Source organism: Microbacterium sp. JAI119 (assembly GCF_013410135.1).
GTDB classification, from domain to species: Bacteria; Actinomycetota; Actinomycetes; order Actinomycetales; family Microbacteriaceae; genus Microbacterium; species Microbacterium oxydans.
Window position 1 is genome coordinate 993395 of record NZ_JACCCK010000001.1, and the last position, 16694, is coordinate 1010088.

General features: G+C 67.8%; 14 protein-coding genes. 6 read left to right on the forward strand and 8 right to left on the reverse strand.

Features of this window, described 5'->3' with window-relative positions:
* A complete protein-coding gene (locus HDC31_RS04920; protein WP_113681828.1) occupies nucleotides 1-1662 on the forward strand; it encodes an amidohydrolase in 1662 nt (553 codons plus the stop codon).
* A gap of 76 nt (nucleotides 1663-1738) precedes the next feature.
* On the opposite strand, the gene HDC31_RS04925 is transcribed toward HDC31_RS04920, so the two are convergent.
* Nucleotides 1739-3127: an aspartate aminotransferase family protein gene (locus tag HDC31_RS04925; protein WP_113681827.1), complete on the reverse strand. Its 1389-nt coding sequence runs from the start codon at nucleotides 3125-3127 to the stop codon at nucleotides 1739-1741.
* A 50-nt stretch (nucleotides 3128-3177) separates the two neighbouring features.
* Nucleotides 3178-4662, reverse strand: a complete 1485-nt coding sequence (locus tag HDC31_RS04930; RefSeq protein ID WP_179515865.1) for a CoA-acylating methylmalonate-semialdehyde dehydrogenase — start codon at nucleotides 4660-4662, stop codon at nucleotides 3178-3180.
* Between the two features lie 102 nt (nucleotides 4663-4764).
* On the opposite strand from HDC31_RS04930, the gene HDC31_RS04935 reads away from it, so the two are divergent.
* On the forward strand, nucleotides 4765-6306 hold the full coding sequence (locus tag HDC31_RS04935) for a PucR family transcriptional regulator (RefSeq protein ID WP_179516089.1): 1542 nt from the start codon (nucleotides 4765-4767) through the stop codon (nucleotides 6304-6306).
* Between the two features lie 42 nt (nucleotides 6307-6348).
* On the opposite strand, the gene HDC31_RS04940 is transcribed toward HDC31_RS04935, so the two are convergent.
* From HDC31_RS04940 to HDC31_RS04965, 6 genes are all read right to left on the reverse strand, one after another.
* On the reverse strand, nucleotides 6349-7743 hold the full coding sequence (locus HDC31_RS04940; protein ID WP_179515866.1) for an aspartate aminotransferase family protein: 1395 nt from the start codon (nucleotides 7741-7743) through the stop codon (nucleotides 6349-6351).
* Complete coding sequence (locus tag HDC31_RS04945; RefSeq protein WP_045263434.1) at nucleotides 7740-8207, reverse strand: Lrp/AsnC family transcriptional regulator; 468 nt, start codon at nucleotides 8205-8207, stop codon at nucleotides 7740-7742. The genes HDC31_RS04940 and HDC31_RS04945 overlap by 4 nt, the downstream gene beginning before the upstream one ends.
* Before the next feature lie 83 nt (nucleotides 8208-8290).
* Nucleotides 8291-9448 (reverse strand): acyl-CoA dehydrogenase family protein, encoded by a 1158-nt coding sequence (locus tag HDC31_RS04950; protein ID WP_113681735.1) that lies wholly within the window; start codon nucleotides 9446-9448, stop codon nucleotides 8291-8293.
* Nucleotides 9445-10203 (reverse strand): alpha/beta fold hydrolase, encoded by a 759-nt coding sequence (locus tag HDC31_RS04955; protein ID WP_046749774.1) that lies wholly within the window; start codon nucleotides 10201-10203, stop codon nucleotides 9445-9447. The genes HDC31_RS04950 and HDC31_RS04955 overlap by 4 nt, the downstream gene beginning before the upstream one ends.
* A gap of 59 nt (nucleotides 10204-10262) precedes the next feature.
* On the reverse strand, nucleotides 10263-11177 hold the full coding sequence (locus tag HDC31_RS04960; protein ID WP_113681736.1) for a sugar kinase: 915 nt from the start codon (nucleotides 11175-11177) through the stop codon (nucleotides 10263-10265).
* Nucleotides 11174-12337: an MFS transporter gene (locus HDC31_RS04965; RefSeq protein WP_046749772.1), complete on the reverse strand. Its 1164-nt coding sequence runs from the start codon at nucleotides 12335-12337 to the stop codon at nucleotides 11174-11176. Before HDC31_RS04965 ends, HDC31_RS04960 begins: the two co-directional genes overlap by 4 nt.
* A 435-nt stretch (nucleotides 12338-12772) precedes the next feature.
* Between HDC31_RS04965 and nrdH the strand changes: the two genes are divergently transcribed.
* From nrdH to nrdF, 4 genes are read left to right on the forward strand one after another with little or no spacing between them, the layout of a single operon-like run.
* A complete protein-coding gene (gene nrdH, locus HDC31_RS04970) occupies nucleotides 12773-13006 on the forward strand; it encodes a glutaredoxin-like protein NrdH (RefSeq protein ID WP_045263439.1) in 234 nt (77 codons plus the stop codon).
* A 6-nt stretch (nucleotides 13007-13012) separates the two neighbouring features.
* Nucleotides 13013-13447 (forward strand): class Ib ribonucleoside-diphosphate reductase assembly flavoprotein NrdI, encoded by a 435-nt coding sequence (gene nrdI / locus HDC31_RS04975; RefSeq protein ID WP_045263440.1) that lies wholly within the window; start codon nucleotides 13013-13015, stop codon nucleotides 13445-13447.
* Complete coding sequence (gene nrdE / locus HDC31_RS04980) at nucleotides 13444-15588, forward strand: class 1b ribonucleoside-diphosphate reductase subunit alpha (protein ID WP_046749771.1); 2145 nt, start codon at nucleotides 13444-13446, stop codon at nucleotides 15586-15588. Before nrdI ends, nrdE begins: the two co-directional genes overlap by 4 nt.
* Before the next feature lie 50 nt (nucleotides 15589-15638).
* The gene (gene nrdF, locus HDC31_RS04985; RefSeq protein WP_045263442.1) at nucleotides 15639-16616 is read left to right on the forward strand and encodes a class 1b ribonucleoside-diphosphate reductase subunit beta; all 978 of its coding nucleotides are present in this window, start codon (nucleotides 15639-15641) and stop codon (nucleotides 16614-16616) included.
* The last annotated feature ends 78 nt before the right edge of the window (nucleotides 16617-16694 follow it).

The window sequence follows — 16694 nt, forward strand, 5'->3', positions numbered from 1 at the left end:
ATGGTGTTCGCAGATCTGGTGTTCACCGCCGGCACACGGGGAGGACGCGTCTTCCTCGCGGACGCTGCGCGATCGACCGCGCATGCCGTCGCCGTCACGAACGGCCGCATCAGCGCAGTGGGACACGACGTCTCGGCGCTGGTCGGCCCGCACACCGAGGTCGTCGACCTCGACGGCGGGCTTCTGGTACCGGGGTTCCAAGACGCGCATGTGCACCCGGTGTGGGGTGGGTTGGACATGCTCCGCTGCGACCTCGCCGAGCTGTCGACGCGCGAGCAGTACCTCGACCGCATCGCCGCATATGCGCAGGAGCATCCCGATGACGAGTGGATCCTGGGCGGCGGATGGCAGATGTCGGCGTTCCCCGGCGGTGTACCGACCGCGGAAGACCTCGACTCCGTCGTGCCCGACCGCCCGGCATTCCTGCCCAACCGCGACGGCCACGGCGCCTGGGTCAACTCCCGAGCACTCGCGCTCGCCGGCATCACCCGCGCGACGGCCGATCCAGAGGACGGGCGGATCGAGCGCGACGCGACCGGCGCACCGAGCGGCACGCTGCACGAGGGCGCGATGGGCCTGGTCAACAGGCTGCTGCCGACGGAGGTGCCCGAGCGTCTGGTGGAGGCCCTCCTGCAGGGGCAGCGCTACCTGCACTCCTACGGCGTGACGGCGTGGCAGGACGCGATCGTCGGCACCGAGTACGGAGACGCGGGCGACCCGCTGCCCGCGTACCTGACCGCCGCCGCATCCGGTGCGCTCACCGGTCGCGTGGTGGGTTCGCTGTGGTGGGATCGGTCGCGCGGCCTGGAGCAGATCGACGACATCGTGCGCCGACGTGATGAGAGCACGGTCGGGCGATTCCGGGCACGCAGCGTGAAGATCATGCAGGACGGCGTGGCGGAGAACTTCACCGCCGCGATGCTCGAGCCCTACTGCGACGGCCACGGGCATCCGCGCGAGGACTCCGGGATCTCCTTCGTCGAGCCCGAGCTGCTCAAAGAAGCCGCGACCAGGCTCGATACCCTCGGATTCACGCTGCACTTCCACGCGATCGGCGACCGCGCGGTGCGGGAGTGCCTGGATGCGGTCGAGGCCGCGCTCGTGCGCAACGGACCTCGCGGGAACAGACACCACATCTCCCACATCCAGGTCGTGCACCCCGACGACATCACGCGGTTCCGGGCGCTCGACGTCACCGCCAACATGCAGATGCTGTGGGCGACGCTGGAACCGCAGATGGTCGATCTCACCATCCCCTTCCTCGGGGAACAGCGGTCGGCGTGGCAGTACCCGTTCGGTGACCTCCTGCGTTCGGGGGCCGCGCTCGCCGCAGGAAGCGACTGGTCGGTGAGCACACCGAACCCGATGGCGGCGATCCACGTCGCGGTGAACCGTCGTTCCGCGCCGACCGAGTGGGAGGGCGATTACGAGCCGTTCCTCCCCGAGCAGGCGATCGACCTCGCCACGGCTCTCGTCGCGTACACGGCGGGCTCGGCGCGGGTGAACGACCTCGACGACACCGGCACGATCGCCGTGGGGATGCGGGCCGACCTCGCCCTGCTCGACCGTGACCCGTTCGAGCATCCGGCCGACGAGATCGGCCTGACCGAGGTGCGCGGCACCTGGGTCGAGGGGGAGCGGGTGTACGACTCCGCGGAGTGAGCCGCGGGACGACTCCGAACACACGAAACCCCGACGACATCGCGTCGCCGGGGTTTCGTGCCGGGTGCTCGTGTCGTCAGCCCGCGGCGACCTCGTCGGCGACTGCGAGAGCCTCGTCGAGCGCGGTGAGACCGCGCACCAGATCCTCTTCGCTGATCACCAGCGGCGGAGCGACGTGCATGCGGTTGAAGTGCGTGAACGGCCAGACCCCGGCCTTCTTGGCAGCCGCGGCGAAGGCGCCCATCGGCGCGGCATCCGCTCCTGAGGCGTTGAACGGCACGAGGGGCTCGCGCGTCTCCTGGTCGCGCACGAGCTCGACGGCCCAGAACAGCCCGAGGCCGCGCACGTCGCCGACGCTCGGGTGCTTCTCGACCCAGCCGCGCAGCGTCGGCTCGACGATACGGGTGCTGAGGTCGCGCACGCGCTCCAGGATGCCGTCGCGACGGAACACCTCGAACGTGGCGACGCCGGCCGCGCAGGCGAGCGGATGGCCGGAGTAGGTCAGTCCGCCCGCGAACGGCATCGTGTCGAAGGCGCTCGCGATGCGGTCGGAGATCACCACGCCGCCCAGCGGAACGTAGCCGGAGTTCACGCCCTTCGCGAAGGTGATCAGGTCGGGGCTGGCGTCGAACGCGTCGATGCCGAACCATTCGCCCAGGCGGCCGAATCCGACCATGACCTCGTCGGCGATGTACACGATGCCGTATCGGTCGCACAGCTCGCGGACACCCTGCAGGTACCCGGGCGGCGGGACGAGCACGCCGTTGGTGCCCACGACCGTCTCGATGATGATCGCCGTGATGGTCTGCGGCCCCTCCAGCTGGATCGTCTGCTCGAGGTGTGCGAGCGCCCGCTCAGCCTCCTGCTCCGGAGTCTCGGAATGGAACGGAGAGCGATACAGGTACGGTCCGAAGAAGCGCACGGCACCGGAGTCGACCGTGTCGTTGGCCCAGCGCCGCGGATCGCCGGTGAGCGAGATCGCCGTCGAGGTGGAGCCGTGGTAGCTGCGGTACATCGACAGCACCTTGCGGCGTCCCGTGAACTGGCGGGCCATGCGCACCGCGTACTCGTTGGCCTCGGCGCCGCCGTTGGTGAAGAACACCTTCTCCAACCCCTCGGGCGCGACCTCCGCGATCAGACGTGCGAGCTCGCCGCGCACGTCGTTGGCGATGGAGGGCTGGATCGTCGCGAGGCGTCCGGCCTGCTGCTGGATCGCGGCGACCAGATCGGGATGCTGGTGCCCGAGGTTGAGGTTCACGAGCTGGCTCGAGAAGTCGAGGTAGGGGTTGCCCTGGTAATCCCAGAAGGTCGATCCCTCGCCTGCGGCGACGGGCAGCGGGTCGATCAGGCCCTGTGCGCTCCAGGAGTGGAACACGTGCCCGCGGTCGTCTGCACGCACCTGCGCTTCGGCTTCGGGGGCGGGCAGCGGGTGCGCGACCCCGTGTCGGTCGGTGAAGTTCGTCATCGTCGTGTCCGCTCAGTCGTTGCTCGGGAAGTCAGTCGTTGCTCGGGAAGTCAGTGGTTGCTCGGGAAACCGAGGTCGATCTGGGAGGGGGTGTGGTCGGGCCAGCGGGTGGTGACGACCTTGGAGCGCGTGTAGAAGTGCACCGACTCGGGGCCGTAGATGTGCGAGTCGCCGAACAGCGAGTCCTTCCACCCGCCGAACGAGTAGGCGCCGATCGGCACGGGGATCGGAACGTTCACGCCGACCATGCCGACCTCGATGTCGAACTCGTACTGACGGGCCGTGCCGCCGTCGCGCGTGAAGATCGCGGTGCCGTTGCCGTAGGCGTTGGCGTTCACGAGGGCGACCGCGTCGGCGTAGGTGTCGACGCGGACGACCGACAGCACCGGGCCGAAGATCTCGTCGTCGTAGACCTTCATGCCGGGGGCGACCTGATCGATCAGACTGACACCCAGGAAGAAGCCCTCCGAGTCGAACTCCTTCTGCGTGCCGTCGACGACGACCTTCGCGCCCTCGGCCTGAGCGCCCGTCACGTAGGAGGCGACCTTGTCCCGGTGCTCGCGGGTGATGAGCGGACCCATCTCGCTCGCGGTATCCGTGCCCGCGCCGATCGTGAGGCCGCCGATGCGGTCGGCGATCGCGGTGACGAGGTCGTCGGCGATGTCGCCCACCGCGACCAGCACGGAGACGGCCATGCAGCGCTCGCCGGCGGAGCCGTAGGCGGCGGAGACCGCGGCGTCGGCTGCCGCGTCGATGTCGGCGTCGGGCATCACGACCATGTGGTTCTTCGCGCCACCGAGGGCCTGCACGCGCTTGCCGGCAGCCGAGGCACGCTGGTAGATCGAGCGGGCGATCGGAGTGGAGCCGACGAAGCTCACCGCGTTGACGCGCGGGGAGTCCAGGATCGCGTCCACGGCCTCCTTGTCGCCGTTGACGACGTTGAGCACTCCGTCGGGCAGGCCCGCCTCGCTGAAGAGCTTCGCGAGCCAGACGGAGGCGGACGGGTCCTTCTCGCTGGGCTTGAGGACGACCGTGTTGCCGCAGGCGATGGCCGAGGCCACCATCCACAGCGGCACCATGACCGGGAAGTTGAACGGGGTGATCGCCGCGACGACGCCGACCGGCTGCTTGACCGAGTGCACGTCGACGCCGCGGGCCACCTGCTCGCTGCGCTCGCCCTTGAGCAGGTGCACGAGGCCGGCGGCGAACTCGACGTTCTCGATGCCGCGCGACACCTCGCCCGCTGCATCCGAGAGCACCTTTCCGTGCTCGCTCGTCACGATCGCGGCGAGCTCCGGCGTGCGCTCCTTGAGCAGCTGGCGCAGGCGGAAGAACACATCGGCGCGCTTGATCAGGCTCGTCTCGCGCCAGGCGGGGAGGGCGGCGGCTGCGGCGGCGATCGCGGAGTCCACCTCGACGGTGGACGCGAAGGCCACCTGCTTCGACACCTGGCCGGTGGCGGGGTCGAAGACCTGGCCGGTGCGGGCCGCTTCGGCGGTCTCCGCTCCGTTGATGACGTGACGGACGATGTCCACGATGTTCCTCCGAGGGCTGAAGAATGCGCCGTTCGAACACTCTGACCGGTGTCCGATAGGCTTGTGCTCCTCAATGATCACAGAGCCGAGGAGCTGGTCGTGATGTCAGAACGTCAGGACTTCCGCTCCATCCGGACAGATCGTCCGGTTCGTGGCGACGCCCTCCTCACGGTCGCCGACGTCCTCGCGGAGCCCGTGCTGCAGGCGGGCGCTCCGGAGGTGATCGTCGGCGGTGGGGCGCTCGATGCCGCCGTGCGCTGGGTGCACGTGTCCGACAGTGCCGGTGTCGCCCGTCTGCTCGACGGCGGGGAGCTCCTGCTCAGCACCGGGGCCGGCTGGCCGACCGCTCCGGCGGAACTGCGTGCTTTCGCCGTCGGACTGCATCAGGCCGGGGTCGCGGGTATCGTGGTCGAGCTCGGCTCTGGCCAGGCGCGCATCCCGGAGGCCGTCGTCGAGGTGTGCACGGAGCGCGGGCTCGCACTGATCGCACTCACCAGCGAGATCAAGTTCGTCACGGTCACGGAGACCGTGCACCGCGCGCTGATCGCGGCGCAGACCATGGCCCTGCGCGAACGCCAGCACCTGCACGAGCTCTTCACGGCGCTCAGCCTGCGCGGAGCTCCGGCCGACGTCGTCGTCGCGGAGACGGCGAGAGCGCTCGGCGCACCCGTCGTACTGGAGAACCTGGCGCGTGAGGTGATCGCGCACGAGACCCTGCGGATGCCGGTCGCGGAGGCGCTGGGGAAGCTGCGCTCGGCCGACCGTGTGCCCGTACAGGCGCGCGGCGTGCGGTGGGGGACCCTCCTCGCACTCCCCGGACCTGCGCATCCTGCCGGCCGGCTCACCGTGCTCGAACAGGGGGCCACGGCCCTCGCATTCGGATGCCTCGCGGACGGCGGTGACTCCGAATGGTCGCTGCTCGCGCAGCGCGGCCTCATCGACGATCTGCTCGGCGCCCGCTTCGCGAGTCCGGATGACATCCAGGCCCGTCTCGCGACCAGCGGCTTCATGCTCGCGGGGCGGCACTGCCACGGCATCGTGGCACGCGGCACGGAATCCGCGGTGCACCTCGCGCACCGCGCGGCCAGGGCCGGGGTCGCGGTGGTCGCCGCGCGGGTGGGTGACGACGATGTCGCACTGCTGTCGCTGCCGGCATCCGCTCCGCTGACGGATGCGATCGTCGCGAGCCTCGTCGGCCCCGACCGCACGGTCTTCGTGGGGCCCCCTGCGGATGACGTGCTGGGGCTGCTCGCCTCGCTTCGGGCCGCGCGCGATCTGGCGGCGAGCGACCGTTCGGACAGCGGTCCCCGCGTGCGGCGCGTCGACGACCGTCCGCTGGAGCGGTTCGTCGCCTCGCTGCGCGACGACCATCGCCTTCTCGCGCACAGCGAGCGGATGCTGGCGCCGGTCGTGTCGTACGACCGGGAGCGCCGAGGAGACCTGATCGACGTGCTGTCGGCGCTCGTCGCACACCCCGGGAATCGATCAGCGGCGGCGAACGCCAGTCACCTCTCGCGGTCGGTCTTCTATCAGCGCCTCACGTTGATCGGCGATCTGCTCGACGCGGACCTCGACGACGGGGAGACGCTCGCCGCGCTCCATCTCGCACTGCTGGCGAGGCGGAGCGCGACGCCCGTGGCCTGACCCTGCGTCCTCGCCGTCGTGGCGCCGTCGTGGCCGGGACGGTCAGAGTACGGACTGCGCGCGCGTCAGCACATCCCGCAGGATCTGCTCGATCTCACGGAACTCGGACGGTCCGACCGTGAGCGGCGGTGCGAGCTGGATCACAGGGTCGCCGCGGTCGTCGGCGCGGCAGTACAGCCCGGCCTCGAACAGGGCGGGGGACAGGAAGCCGCGCAGCAGCCGCTCGGACTCGGCATCGTCGAAGGTCTCCTTCGTGCCCTTGTCCTTCACGAGCTCGATGCCGAAGAAGTAGCCGTCGCCGCGCACGTCGCCGACCAGCGGCAGGTCGAGCAGCTTCTCGAGCTCTGCACGGAACAGCGGGGAGTTCTCCCGCACGTGCGCGTTCAGTCCCTCTTCGTCGAAGATCGCGAGGTTCTCCAGCGCGACCGCGGCTGACACCGGGTGCCCGCCGAACGTGTAGCCGTGCGGGAAGGACAGGTCGCCCTTCGAGAAGGGCTCGTAGATGCGGTCGCTGACGATCGTCGCGCCGATCGGGGAGTACCCGCTGGTCATGCCCTTGGCGCAGGTGATCATGTCGGGCACGTAGCCGAGACCCGTGCAGGCGAAGGTGTGACCGAGACGCCCGAAGGCGCAGATGACCTCGTCCGAGACGAGCAGCACGTCGTGACGGTCGCAGATCTCGCGCACCCTGGCGAAGTAGCCGGGAGGGGGTGGGAAGCAGCCGCCGGAGTTCTGCACCGGCTCCAGGAAGACCGCGGCGACCGTGTCGGCGCCTTCGAAGAGGATCATCTCCTCGATGCGGTCGGCCGCCCAGCGTCCGAACGCTTCGAGGTCGTCGGCGGGTCCGCCCATCTCGGCCGCGCGGTAGACGTTGGTGTTCGGCACACGGAAGCCACCGGGGGTGATCGGCTCGAACATCGACTTCATCGCGGGGATGCCGGTGATCGCCAGGGCTCCCTGCGGCGTGCCGTGATAGGCCACCGACCGCGAGATGACCTTGTGCTTGGCGGGCTTGCCCTGCAGCTTCCAGTAGTGCTTGGCGAGCTTGAACGCGGTCTCGACCGCCTCGCCGCCGCCGGTGGAGAAGAAGACCTTGTTGAGGTCGCCCGGCGCCTCGTCGGCGAGACGATCGGCCAACTCGATCGCGGCCGGGTGCGCGTACGACCACAGGGGGAAGAACGCCAGCTCGGAAGCCTGCGCCGCGGCAGCCTCGGCCAGTCGACGTCGACCGTGCCCTGCGTTCACGACGAAGAGGCCGGCGAGCCCGTCGAAGTACTCCTTGCCCTTGGCATCCCAGATGCGGTGCCCCTCGCCCTTGACGATGATGGGCACGCCAGACTCGGCCATCGTGGACTGCCGGGTGAAGTGCATCCAGAGATGGTCCTTCGCCATCGTCTGCAGTGCGGACTCGGAAGGTATGGTGCGTGCGGTGCTCATCTGGTCCCCCAGTTGTAGAGCTGCTTCTGCAGCTTGGCGTAGATGAAGGTCTCGGTGGAGAGGACGCCGTCGATCGGGCGGATGACGTCGTTGATCAGCGCGAGCAGGTCGTCGTCGTCCTCGCAGACCACCTCGGCGAGGACATCGAAGGATCCGACCGTGATGACCACATAGTCGACGGCGTCGATGGCGGCGATGGCCTCGGCGACGCGGCGGGCGTCGCCGGACACGCGCACGCCGATCATGGCCTGGCGGTGGAAGCCCAGCTGCATCGGGTCGGTGACGGCGACGATCTGCATCACGCCGGACTCGGTGAGCCGCTGCACGCGCTGGCGCACGGCGGCTTCGCTCATCCCGACGGTGCGGCCGATCTCGGAGTACGAACGTCGTCCGTCCTCCTGGAGCAGCTCGACGATCGTCTTCGAGACCGCATCGAGGGAAGGGTGCTTCTTCGCCGGACTCATGGTGCGATCCTCGCACTCCACGATGCGCTGAGCAACCGATTTCGTGGAATCTGGCTATTCGTCCAGCGGAATCGGCAGGAATCTCAGCTCTCGAGCGGCCCCAGCCAGGCGCTCGCCGCCGTGGAGTGCGCGGACTCGGGGTCGGACGGGTGGAACGCTCCGGCCAGAACGTCGCGGTAGAGGCGCGAGAGTTCGTTGGCCGAGAAGTACGACCCGCCGCCGGCGACGAGCATCGCCTCGTCGACGACGTGCTTGGCCATCGTGATCGCCCGATGCTTGACACCGGAGAGCTGGGGGAACCACCGCGCGCCGTGATCGACGCGCTCATCCACATCGCGTGCGAGCGCGGCGATCTGCGGGGGCAGCGCGTCGTAGGCGATGGCCATGTCGGCGATGCGCCAGCGGATGTCGGGATCCTGGCTGTACGCGAGCCCGGTCTTCTTCGAATGCCGCTTCTGCGCCGTGGCCACCGCGAGCTCCAACGCTCGCCGGGCGATCCCCGTGTAGACGGAGGCGAGCAGGATCTCGAAGACCGAGAAGATCCCGAACACGATCGGGTCGGGGCTGGGCCCCGGATCGATGCGTCGCACGACGTGGGCGGCGTCGGACACGGCGCCGTTCAGCCGGGTGGTCCTGCTCTGCGTGCCCCGCATGCCGAGGGTGTCCCAGTCGTCGGAGGTGGTGACGGCATCTGTCCGCTCAACGAAGGCGAAGACCAGCTTCGGGGCATCGGGGCTGGTGGTGTCGAGACCGTGCAGGCCCAGGCGCGTCCAGACCGGGGCGAGGGAGGTGAAGATCTTCGTTCCTGTGAAGGAGTAGCCGCCGTCCCGGTCCGGCTCAGCCGCCGTGTCGCTGCCGAACAGCACCAGGTCGTTGCCGCCCTCGCTGATGCCGAACGCGAAGACCTCACCAGCGACGGCGCCGTCCTGCACGAACTCGAGGCCGGGGACCCCGCGGTCGGAGAAGACCTTCGCGACGCCCGTCCAGACGAGGTGCATGTTGATGGCCAGGGCTGTCGCCGGGGCCGCCCCCGCCAGGCGCTGCTGCAGGATCGCGGCCTCGGCCAGCCCGAGTCCCGCGCCACCGCGCTCTCGTGGCACCAGGATCGACAGGTACCCGGCAGCCCGTAACTCGTCCAGGTCCTGCTGAGGGAAGGTGTTCTCGCGGTCGTGGATCGGCGCGCGCTCGCGGATGCGCTCGAGGAGGGCGTCGGGAAGGAATGCTGCGGGATCGAATGTCATGCCAGTGCCTCCAGAAGCTGCCGTACCGATTCCTCCGGGCGGTCGCGGTGCAGGGAGTGCCCTGCACCCTCGACCACCGATAGGGAGATGAGGGGGTTCGCGGCGAGCACCTCGTCGGCGAGCTCTCCCGTGAAGATGCTGTAGACGGCGGGATCCGCGCCGATCACGTGCGTGGGGACCGTCAGGCGCGCCGCTTCTGCGCGCACGTCCCATGGTCGATTCTGGGCGCTGGTCTGCTCCACGGCCCACGCGCTCGCACGCCGCACGGCGTCGACCTTGAGCTCCTGATCCTGCGGATGCCAGTGCGGATGCTCCTGCTGCACGACCTCGATCCGGGTGTCGGCGAACGCGCGTTCCTGGCTCCGGCGGATGATCGCGGCGTCGCGACCGTCCACGTGGATCGCCGGGTCGATGAGCACGAGGCGTCGGGTCCACTCCGGGCTGGAGGCCGCGGCGACCGTGCTGGCCGCGCCACCGAGCGAGTGACCGATGACGGCATCCCAGGCACGGTCGCCGTCGGGGATGGTCTCGGCGAGGTCGGCCCCATAGGCGGAGACCGAGTAGTCGAGGGAACGCGGAGCGTCGCCGTGCCCGCGGAGGTCGACGGCGGTCGCGTGCCAGCCCGCGTCGGCGAGAGCGTCGCCGAGACGCCACATCAGTGCGCCTGAAGACCCGAGACCGTGCACCAGAAGGGCGCGACGGGAGGCCGACGGCGACCCCCACGAGAGGCGGGGAAGAGTGAGCGGTGCGGCCATGCCCCCAGCCTATGACCGGGGACGTGCCGGGGTCCCCGGAGCGCGCAGTCTCGCGCGCATCAGCGCAGTGGCACCAGAGGCGGGAGGTCGGCCGCGATGGTCAGCACGCGCCCCGCGGCCGCGTGACCGGCGGAGAGGCGTGAGGTGAGGTCTTCTCCGTCGAGGGTCGCCGCGAGGAAACCGGAGGCGAAGGCATCCCCGGCGCCGACCGGCTCGACGACGTCGACCACGGGGGCGGGGACGAAGACAGGCTCGGCTTCCCCCTCGAACGCCGTGGCGCCGACATCGCCGTCCTTGACGATGAGCAGGGCGCAGTTCGGCAGGAACGCGCGGATCTCGGTCGGGGTCACCGTCCCCCAGATGCGCTCGGCCTCATCGCGGCCGACGAAGGTGATGTCCGCGGCGTCGGCGAGGCGGGCGAGCGTCTCGGCGGCATCGTCCCTGCTCCACAGGGGACGACGGTCGTTCACATCGAACGACACGAGGGCGCCGGCTGCGCGTGCATCGGTGAAGAGCCGGTCGACCATCTGCCGACACGAGGCCGACAGTGCTGGCGTGATCCCGGTGGTGTGCACGATGCGCACCCCGTCGAGGCGGGAGGGGTCGAGGAACCCCTGCTCCATGCGCGAAGCGGCTGATCCGCTGCGGTAGTAGTAGACGGAGGAGGACTCCGCGCCCGGGTCCTTGAACATGACCCCGGTCGGGGCGGAGTCGTCGCGCTCGACCCACAGCTCCACCCCGCGGCGTTCGAGCTCGGAGGCGATGCGGTCTCCGAGCGGATCGGCGCCGAGGCGGGATGCCCAGGCGACGCGGTGTCCCGTCGAGGCGACGCCGGCGGCCACGTTGGACTCCGCGCCGGCGAGTCCGACCGACGCCTCGGCGGCTTCGGCGAGCCGGGAGTCGGTCGGAGTGATCAGCGCCATGGTCTCGCCGATGCAGACGATCTCGGGGAAGGAGGAGGAGGGAGAGCTCATGAGGGGGTGACCGCCAGGGGTTCGGTGTCGGGGTGGGGGCTCGCGTCGCGGTGACGCAGGTCCGGGAAGGAACGGACGAAGACGACGGCCACGATCAGTCCGACCGCGGCGAAGATGGTGGCGGCGAGGTAGGCGCCGCGCCAGTCGCCCACATCCACGAGGAAGCCGGCGACAGCGGAACCGGCGGCGGCGCCGATGAGCTGTCCGGTGCCGGCCCAGCCGAAGGCCTCAGCGGTCTCGCTGAACTTCACGCTGGCCGAGGTGATCGCGAAGAGCACCGCCAGGGCGGGCGCGATGCCGATGCCGGCGAGGATGAGGGTGCCGCCCAGCCAGAACACGTTGAGCATGACCATCGTCAGCCCGAGGCCGATCGTGACGATCAGCAGACGGCGGGCCATGGCCCAGGGCCCGATGGGGATGTGGCCGAAGGCGAGACCACCGGCGAGGCTTCCGGCCGAGAACACGGCGAGGACGAGTCCGGCGGCGAGGCTTCCGTGCTCGAAGGTCGCCACGACGCCGACCTCGACGGCGGCGCAGGCTCCGATCAGGAGGAACCCGATCACGGTCGCCAGCATCACGGGCGGCTTGAGCACGACTTTTCCGAGGGCGTTGCGGCTGCGCGGGATGCGCACCCGCCCGACCTCGGGGGAGAGGATGAACCACGCGCCGCCGCCGACGAGGATGATCGCGACCAGCAGCAGACCCTCGGCGGTGCCGATCTGGGTCGAGACGAGTGTGATCACGACGGGCGCGAGCACCCAGATGATCTCCTGCAGCGACGCGTCGAGGGAGAACAGCGGGGTGAGGTTCGAGGAGTTCACGAGCTTGGGGTAGATCGTGCGCACGGCGGCCTGTACCGGTGGGGTGGAGAGGCCGGCGATCATCCCGAGCGCCATGTACCCCGGCACCTCGAGCGGAAGCAGAGCCAGACACAGTACGGCCACCACACACACCGACAGGGTGAGAGTGAGCACTCGACGCATGCCCCAGGCGCCCATCCAACGGCTGGTGATGGGGCCGGCGATCGCCTGGCCGACGCTGGTCGCGGCGAGGACGAGACCAGCGGACCCGTAGGAGCCGGTCTGCTGCTCGACGTGCAGCAGGATCGCCAGCGACATCATCCCGTTGGGGAAGCGCGCGGTCAGTTGAGCAGCGATCATGCGCGCCACTCCCGGCGTGCGAAGAAGATCCCGATATCCCGCCACCAGACAACGGTACCGGCCCGCGGGGCCGGTCGCGGATGGGGCGATCCGCGACACGCCCGCGACACGCCGAAGGGTGAATTCCACAGGAATCCGAATGTCGGTGGGGCGTCGTAACGTGCCCCCTGTGGATGGATCGCTCACAGGGGCTTCCCAGCCGCGATTTCACGCGGTTCGCCTGCCTTCGGAAGGGGGCTCGGCCTGTGGAAGAAACGGTGGAGAACCTGTGTTGTATCTGTTGAGAACGGTGGATAACTACACGGATGTAACTACTACCCCTTGTGGTCGCCCCCAATGTCGGTCCCCATATGTAGTATTGAAGTCCCGGCAGGGGGTCTACCGGGAAACAGCCTGATGAGAAGCAGGCCAGAGATTTGAGGGGTTACGAAAAAGATGTCGATCACGGTCTACACCAAGCCTTCCTGCGTTCAGTGCAACGCCACCTACCGTGCCCTGGATGCCAAGGGAATCGAGTACGAGGTCCTCGACCTGTCGGAAGACCCGACGGCGCTCGAGCAGGTCAAGGCGCTCGGCTACATGCAGGCACCCGTCGTCGTCACCGACGAGGGCCACTGGTCGGGCTTCCGCCCCGACAAGATCGACGAGCTCGCGTCCCGTCTGGCGTGACGCACCATGAGCGCCGTCGCGACCGCAGCGCCGCTCCTGGTCTACTTCTCGAGCGTCTCGGGTAACACCGCGCGTTTCATCGAGAAGCTCGGGTTCCCGTCCCGACGCATCCCCCTCCACCGGAACGAAGAAGACCTCGTCATCGACGAGCCCTTCGTGCTGGTCACCCCCACCTACGGCGGGGGAGCGGGGCGCGGCGTCGAGAAGGGCGCCGTTCCGAAACAGGTGATCCGGTTTCTCAACGACGAGCGCAACCGACGCCACATCCGCGGAGTGATCTCCGCGGGGAACACCAACTTCGGCGATGCCTTCTGCCTCGCCGGTGACATCATCAGCCGCAAGTGCCACGTGCCTCACTTGTATCGGCTCGAGATCTTCGGCACACAAGACGATGTGGATCGCGTGAGCGACGGATTGGAACGACGGTGGCAGCTTCAGTGACCGAGACAGTGGCATTCAAGGCGAACCCCTCCTACGAGGGTCTCGACTATCACGCCCTCAACGCGATGCTCAACCTGTACGACGCGAACGGGAAGATCCAGTTCGACGCCGACAAGCGAGCCGCGCGGGAGTACTTCCTGCAGCACGTGAACCAGAACACGGTGTTCTTCCACTCGCTCAAGGAGCGCCTGGACTACCTCGTGGAGAAGGAGTACTACGAGGGCGCCGTCATCGAGAAGTACTCGATGGAGTTCATCCAGAAGCTCAACGACCTCGCCTACGGCAAGAAGTTCCGCTTCGAGACGTTCCTCGGCGCGTTCAAGTACTACACGAGCTACACGCTCAAGACGTTCGACGGCAAGCGCTACCTCGAGCGCTTCGAGGACCGCGTCGTCATGACCGCCCTCGGTCTCGCCGACGGCGACGAGAAGCTCGCCGTGGCCCTCGTCGAGGAGATCATCTCCGGTCGTTTCCAGCCGGCGACCCCCACCTTCCTCAACGCCGGCAAGGCGCAGCGCGGCGAGCTCGTCAGCTGCTTCCTCCTGCGCATCGAAGACAACATGGAGTCGATCGCCCGCGGCATCAACTCCGCGCTGCAGCTCTCCAAGCGCGGTGGCGGCGTCGCACTCCTGCTGTCGAACATCCGCGAGTCGGGTGCGCCGATCAAGCAGATCGAGAACCAGTCCTCGGGCATCATCCCGGTCATGAAGCTCCTCGAAGACAGCTTCAGCTACGCCAACCAGCTCGGTGCGCGTCAGGGCGCCGGCGCGGTGTACCTCAACGCGCACCACCCCGACATCATGCGCTTCCTCGACACCAAGCGGGAGAACGCCGACGAGAAGATCCGCATCAAGACGCTGTCGCTGGGCGTCGTCGTGCCCGACATCACGTTCGAGCTCGCCAAGAACGACGAGGACATGTACCTGTTCTCGCCGTACGACGTCGAGAAGGTCTACGGCGTTCCGTTCGGCGACATCTCGGTCACCGAGAAGTACCGCGAGATGGTCGACGACCCGCGCATTAAGAAGACCAAGATCAACGCGCGCGAGTTCTTCCAGACCGTCGCCGAGATCCAGTTCGAGTCCGGCTACCCGTACGTCATGTTCGAAGACACGGTGAACAAGGCCAACCCGATCAAGGGTCGGATCAACATGTCCAACCTCTGCAGCGAGATCCTGCAGGTGAACACGCCGACCACGTACAACGACGACCTGTCGTACGACAACATCGGCAAGGACATCTCCTGCAACCTCGGTTCGATGAACATCGCGCTGTCGATGGACGCCGACGACCTCGGCCAGACCGTCGAGACCGCGATCCGGGCACTGACCGCGGTCAGCGACCAGAGCCACATCGGCTCGGTGCGTTCGATCGAGGACGGCAACGACCGCTCGCACGCCATCGGCCTGGGCCAGATGAACCTGCACGGCTACCTCGCTCGCGAGCACGTGTACTACGGCTCCGAAGAGGGCATCGACTTCACGAACATCTACTTCTACACGGTGCTGTTCCACGCGCTGCGCGCGTCTAACAAGCTCGCGATCGAGCGCGGCACGACGTTCGACGGGTTCGAGGACTCGACCTACGCGTCGGGGGAGTTCTTCGACAAGTACATCGACCGCGCCTGGGTTCCCGAGACCGAGAAGGTCAAGGAGCTGTTCGCAGGCAAGCACATCCCGACACAGGACGACTGGGCCGAGCTGAAGGCGTCGATCCAGAAGCACGGCATCTACAACCAGAACCTGCAGGCGGTGCCGCCGACCGGCTCGATCTCGTACATCAACAACTCGACGTCGTCGATCCACCCGATCGCGTCGAAGATCGAGATCCGCAAGGAAGGCAAGCTCGGCCGCGTCTACTACCCGGCGGCGTTCATGACGAACGACAACCTGGAGTACTACCAGGACGCGTACGAGATCGGCTACGAGAAGGTCATCGACACGTACGCCGCGGCCACGCAGCACGTCGACCAGGGCCTGTCGCTGACGCTGTTCTTCAAGGACACCGCCACCACGCGTGACATCAACAAGGCGCAGATCTACGCATGGCGCAAGGGCATCAAGACGATCTACTACATCCGCCTGCGTCAGCTGGCGCTCGAGGGCACCGACATGGCCGAGTGCGTCTCGTGCATGCTCTGACCTGTTGCTGACCTGAGAACGCGGCCGAACCCCGAGGAACGACGAAGAAAATGACTCCCGAAAGACTCAAGCTGGTCTCCAGCGTGCAGGCGATCAACTGGAACCGTATCCAGGACGACAAGGACCTCGAGGTCTGGAACCGTCTGGTGAACAACTTCTGGCTGCCGGAGAAGGTGCCGCTGTCGAACGACGTGCAGTCGTGGAACACGCTCACCCCCGACGAGCAGCTGCTCACCATGCGGGTGTTCACGGGGCTCACGCTCCTCGACACGATCCAGGGCACGGTCGGTGCGGTGTCGCTGATCCCCGACGCGATCACTCCTCACGAAGAGGCCGTGTACACGAACATCGCGTTCATGGAGTCGGTGCACGCGAAGAGCTACTCCTCGATCTTCTCGACGCTCGCGTCGACGAAGGAGATCGATGAGGCGTTCCGCTGGTCCACGGAGAACCCGAACCTTCAGAAGAAGGCTCAGATCATCATGGACTACTACCAGGGCGATGACCCGCTCAAGCGCAAGGTGGCCTCCACCCTGCTGGAGTCGTTCCTGTTCTACTCGGGGTTCTACCTGCCGATCTACTGGTCGTCGAAGGCGAAGCTGACGAACACGGCCGATCTGATCCGCCTCATCATCCGTGACGAGGCCGTGCACGGGTACTACATCGGCTACAAGTTCCAGAAGGGCCTCGAGAACGAGACCCAGGCGCGTCGCGATGAGCTCAAGGACTACACGTTCTCGCTCATGTACGAGCTCTACGACAACGAGGTGCAGTACACGCAGGACCTCTACGACGGTGTCGGTCTGACCGAAGACGTCAAGAAGTTCCTGCACTACAACGCCAACAAGGCCCTGATGAACCTGGGCTACGAGGCGATGTTCCCCTCCAGCGTCACGAACGTGAACCCGGCCATCCTGTCGGCGCTCTCGCCGAACGCCGACGAGAACCACGACTTCTTCTCGGGGTCGGGCTCGTCGTACGTCATCGGCAAGGCCGAGGCCACGGAAGACGACGACTGGGACTTCTGAGAAGTCGTCTCGGCAGACTCCCGTCCTAGGTCGGGTGGGGCTGAAGAAGGGCCGTGGGGTGTTCGCATCCCACGGCCC

Coding starts and splice junctions, on each gene's coding strand:
- HDC31_RS04920 (WP_113681828.1), top strand. CDS start 1: ATGGTGTTCGCAGATCTGGTGTTCACCGCCGGCACACGGGGAGGACGC.
- HDC31_RS04925 (WP_113681827.1), bottom strand. CDS start 3,127: ATGACGAACTTCACCGACCGACACGGGGTCGCGCACCCGCTGCCCGCC.
- HDC31_RS04935 (WP_179516089.1), top strand. CDS start 4,765: ATGTCAGAACGTCAGGACTTCCGCTCCATCCGGACAGATCGTCCGGTT.
- HDC31_RS04940 (WP_179515866.1), bottom strand. CDS start 7,743: ATGAGCACCGCACGCACCATACCTTCCGAGTCCGCACTGCAGACGATG.
- HDC31_RS04945 (WP_045263434.1), bottom strand. CDS start 8,207: ATGAGTCCGGCGAAGAAGCACCCTTCCCTCGATGCGGTCTCGAAGACG.
- HDC31_RS04950 (WP_113681735.1), bottom strand. CDS start 9,448: ATGACATTCGATCCCGCAGCATTCCTTCCCGACGCCCTCCTCGAGCGC.
- HDC31_RS04955 (WP_046749774.1), bottom strand. CDS start 10,203: ATGGCCGCACCGCTCACTCTTCCCCGCCTCTCGTGGGGGTCGCCGTCG.
- HDC31_RS04960 (WP_113681736.1), bottom strand. CDS start 11,177: ATGAGCTCTCCCTCCTCCTCCTTCCCCGAGATCGTCTGCATCGGCGAG.
- HDC31_RS04965 (WP_046749772.1), bottom strand. CDS start 12,337: ATGATCGCTGCTCAACTGACCGCGCGCTTCCCCAACGGGATGATGTCG.
- nrdH (WP_045263439.1), top strand. CDS start 12,773: ATGTCGATCACGGTCTACACCAAGCCTTCCTGCGTTCAGTGCAACGCC.
- nrdI (WP_045263440.1), top strand. CDS start 13,013: ATGAGCGCCGTCGCGACCGCAGCGCCGCTCCTGGTCTACTTCTCGAGC.
- nrdF (WP_045263442.1), top strand. CDS start 15,639: ATGACTCCCGAAAGACTCAAGCTGGTCTCCAGCGTGCAGGCGATCAAC.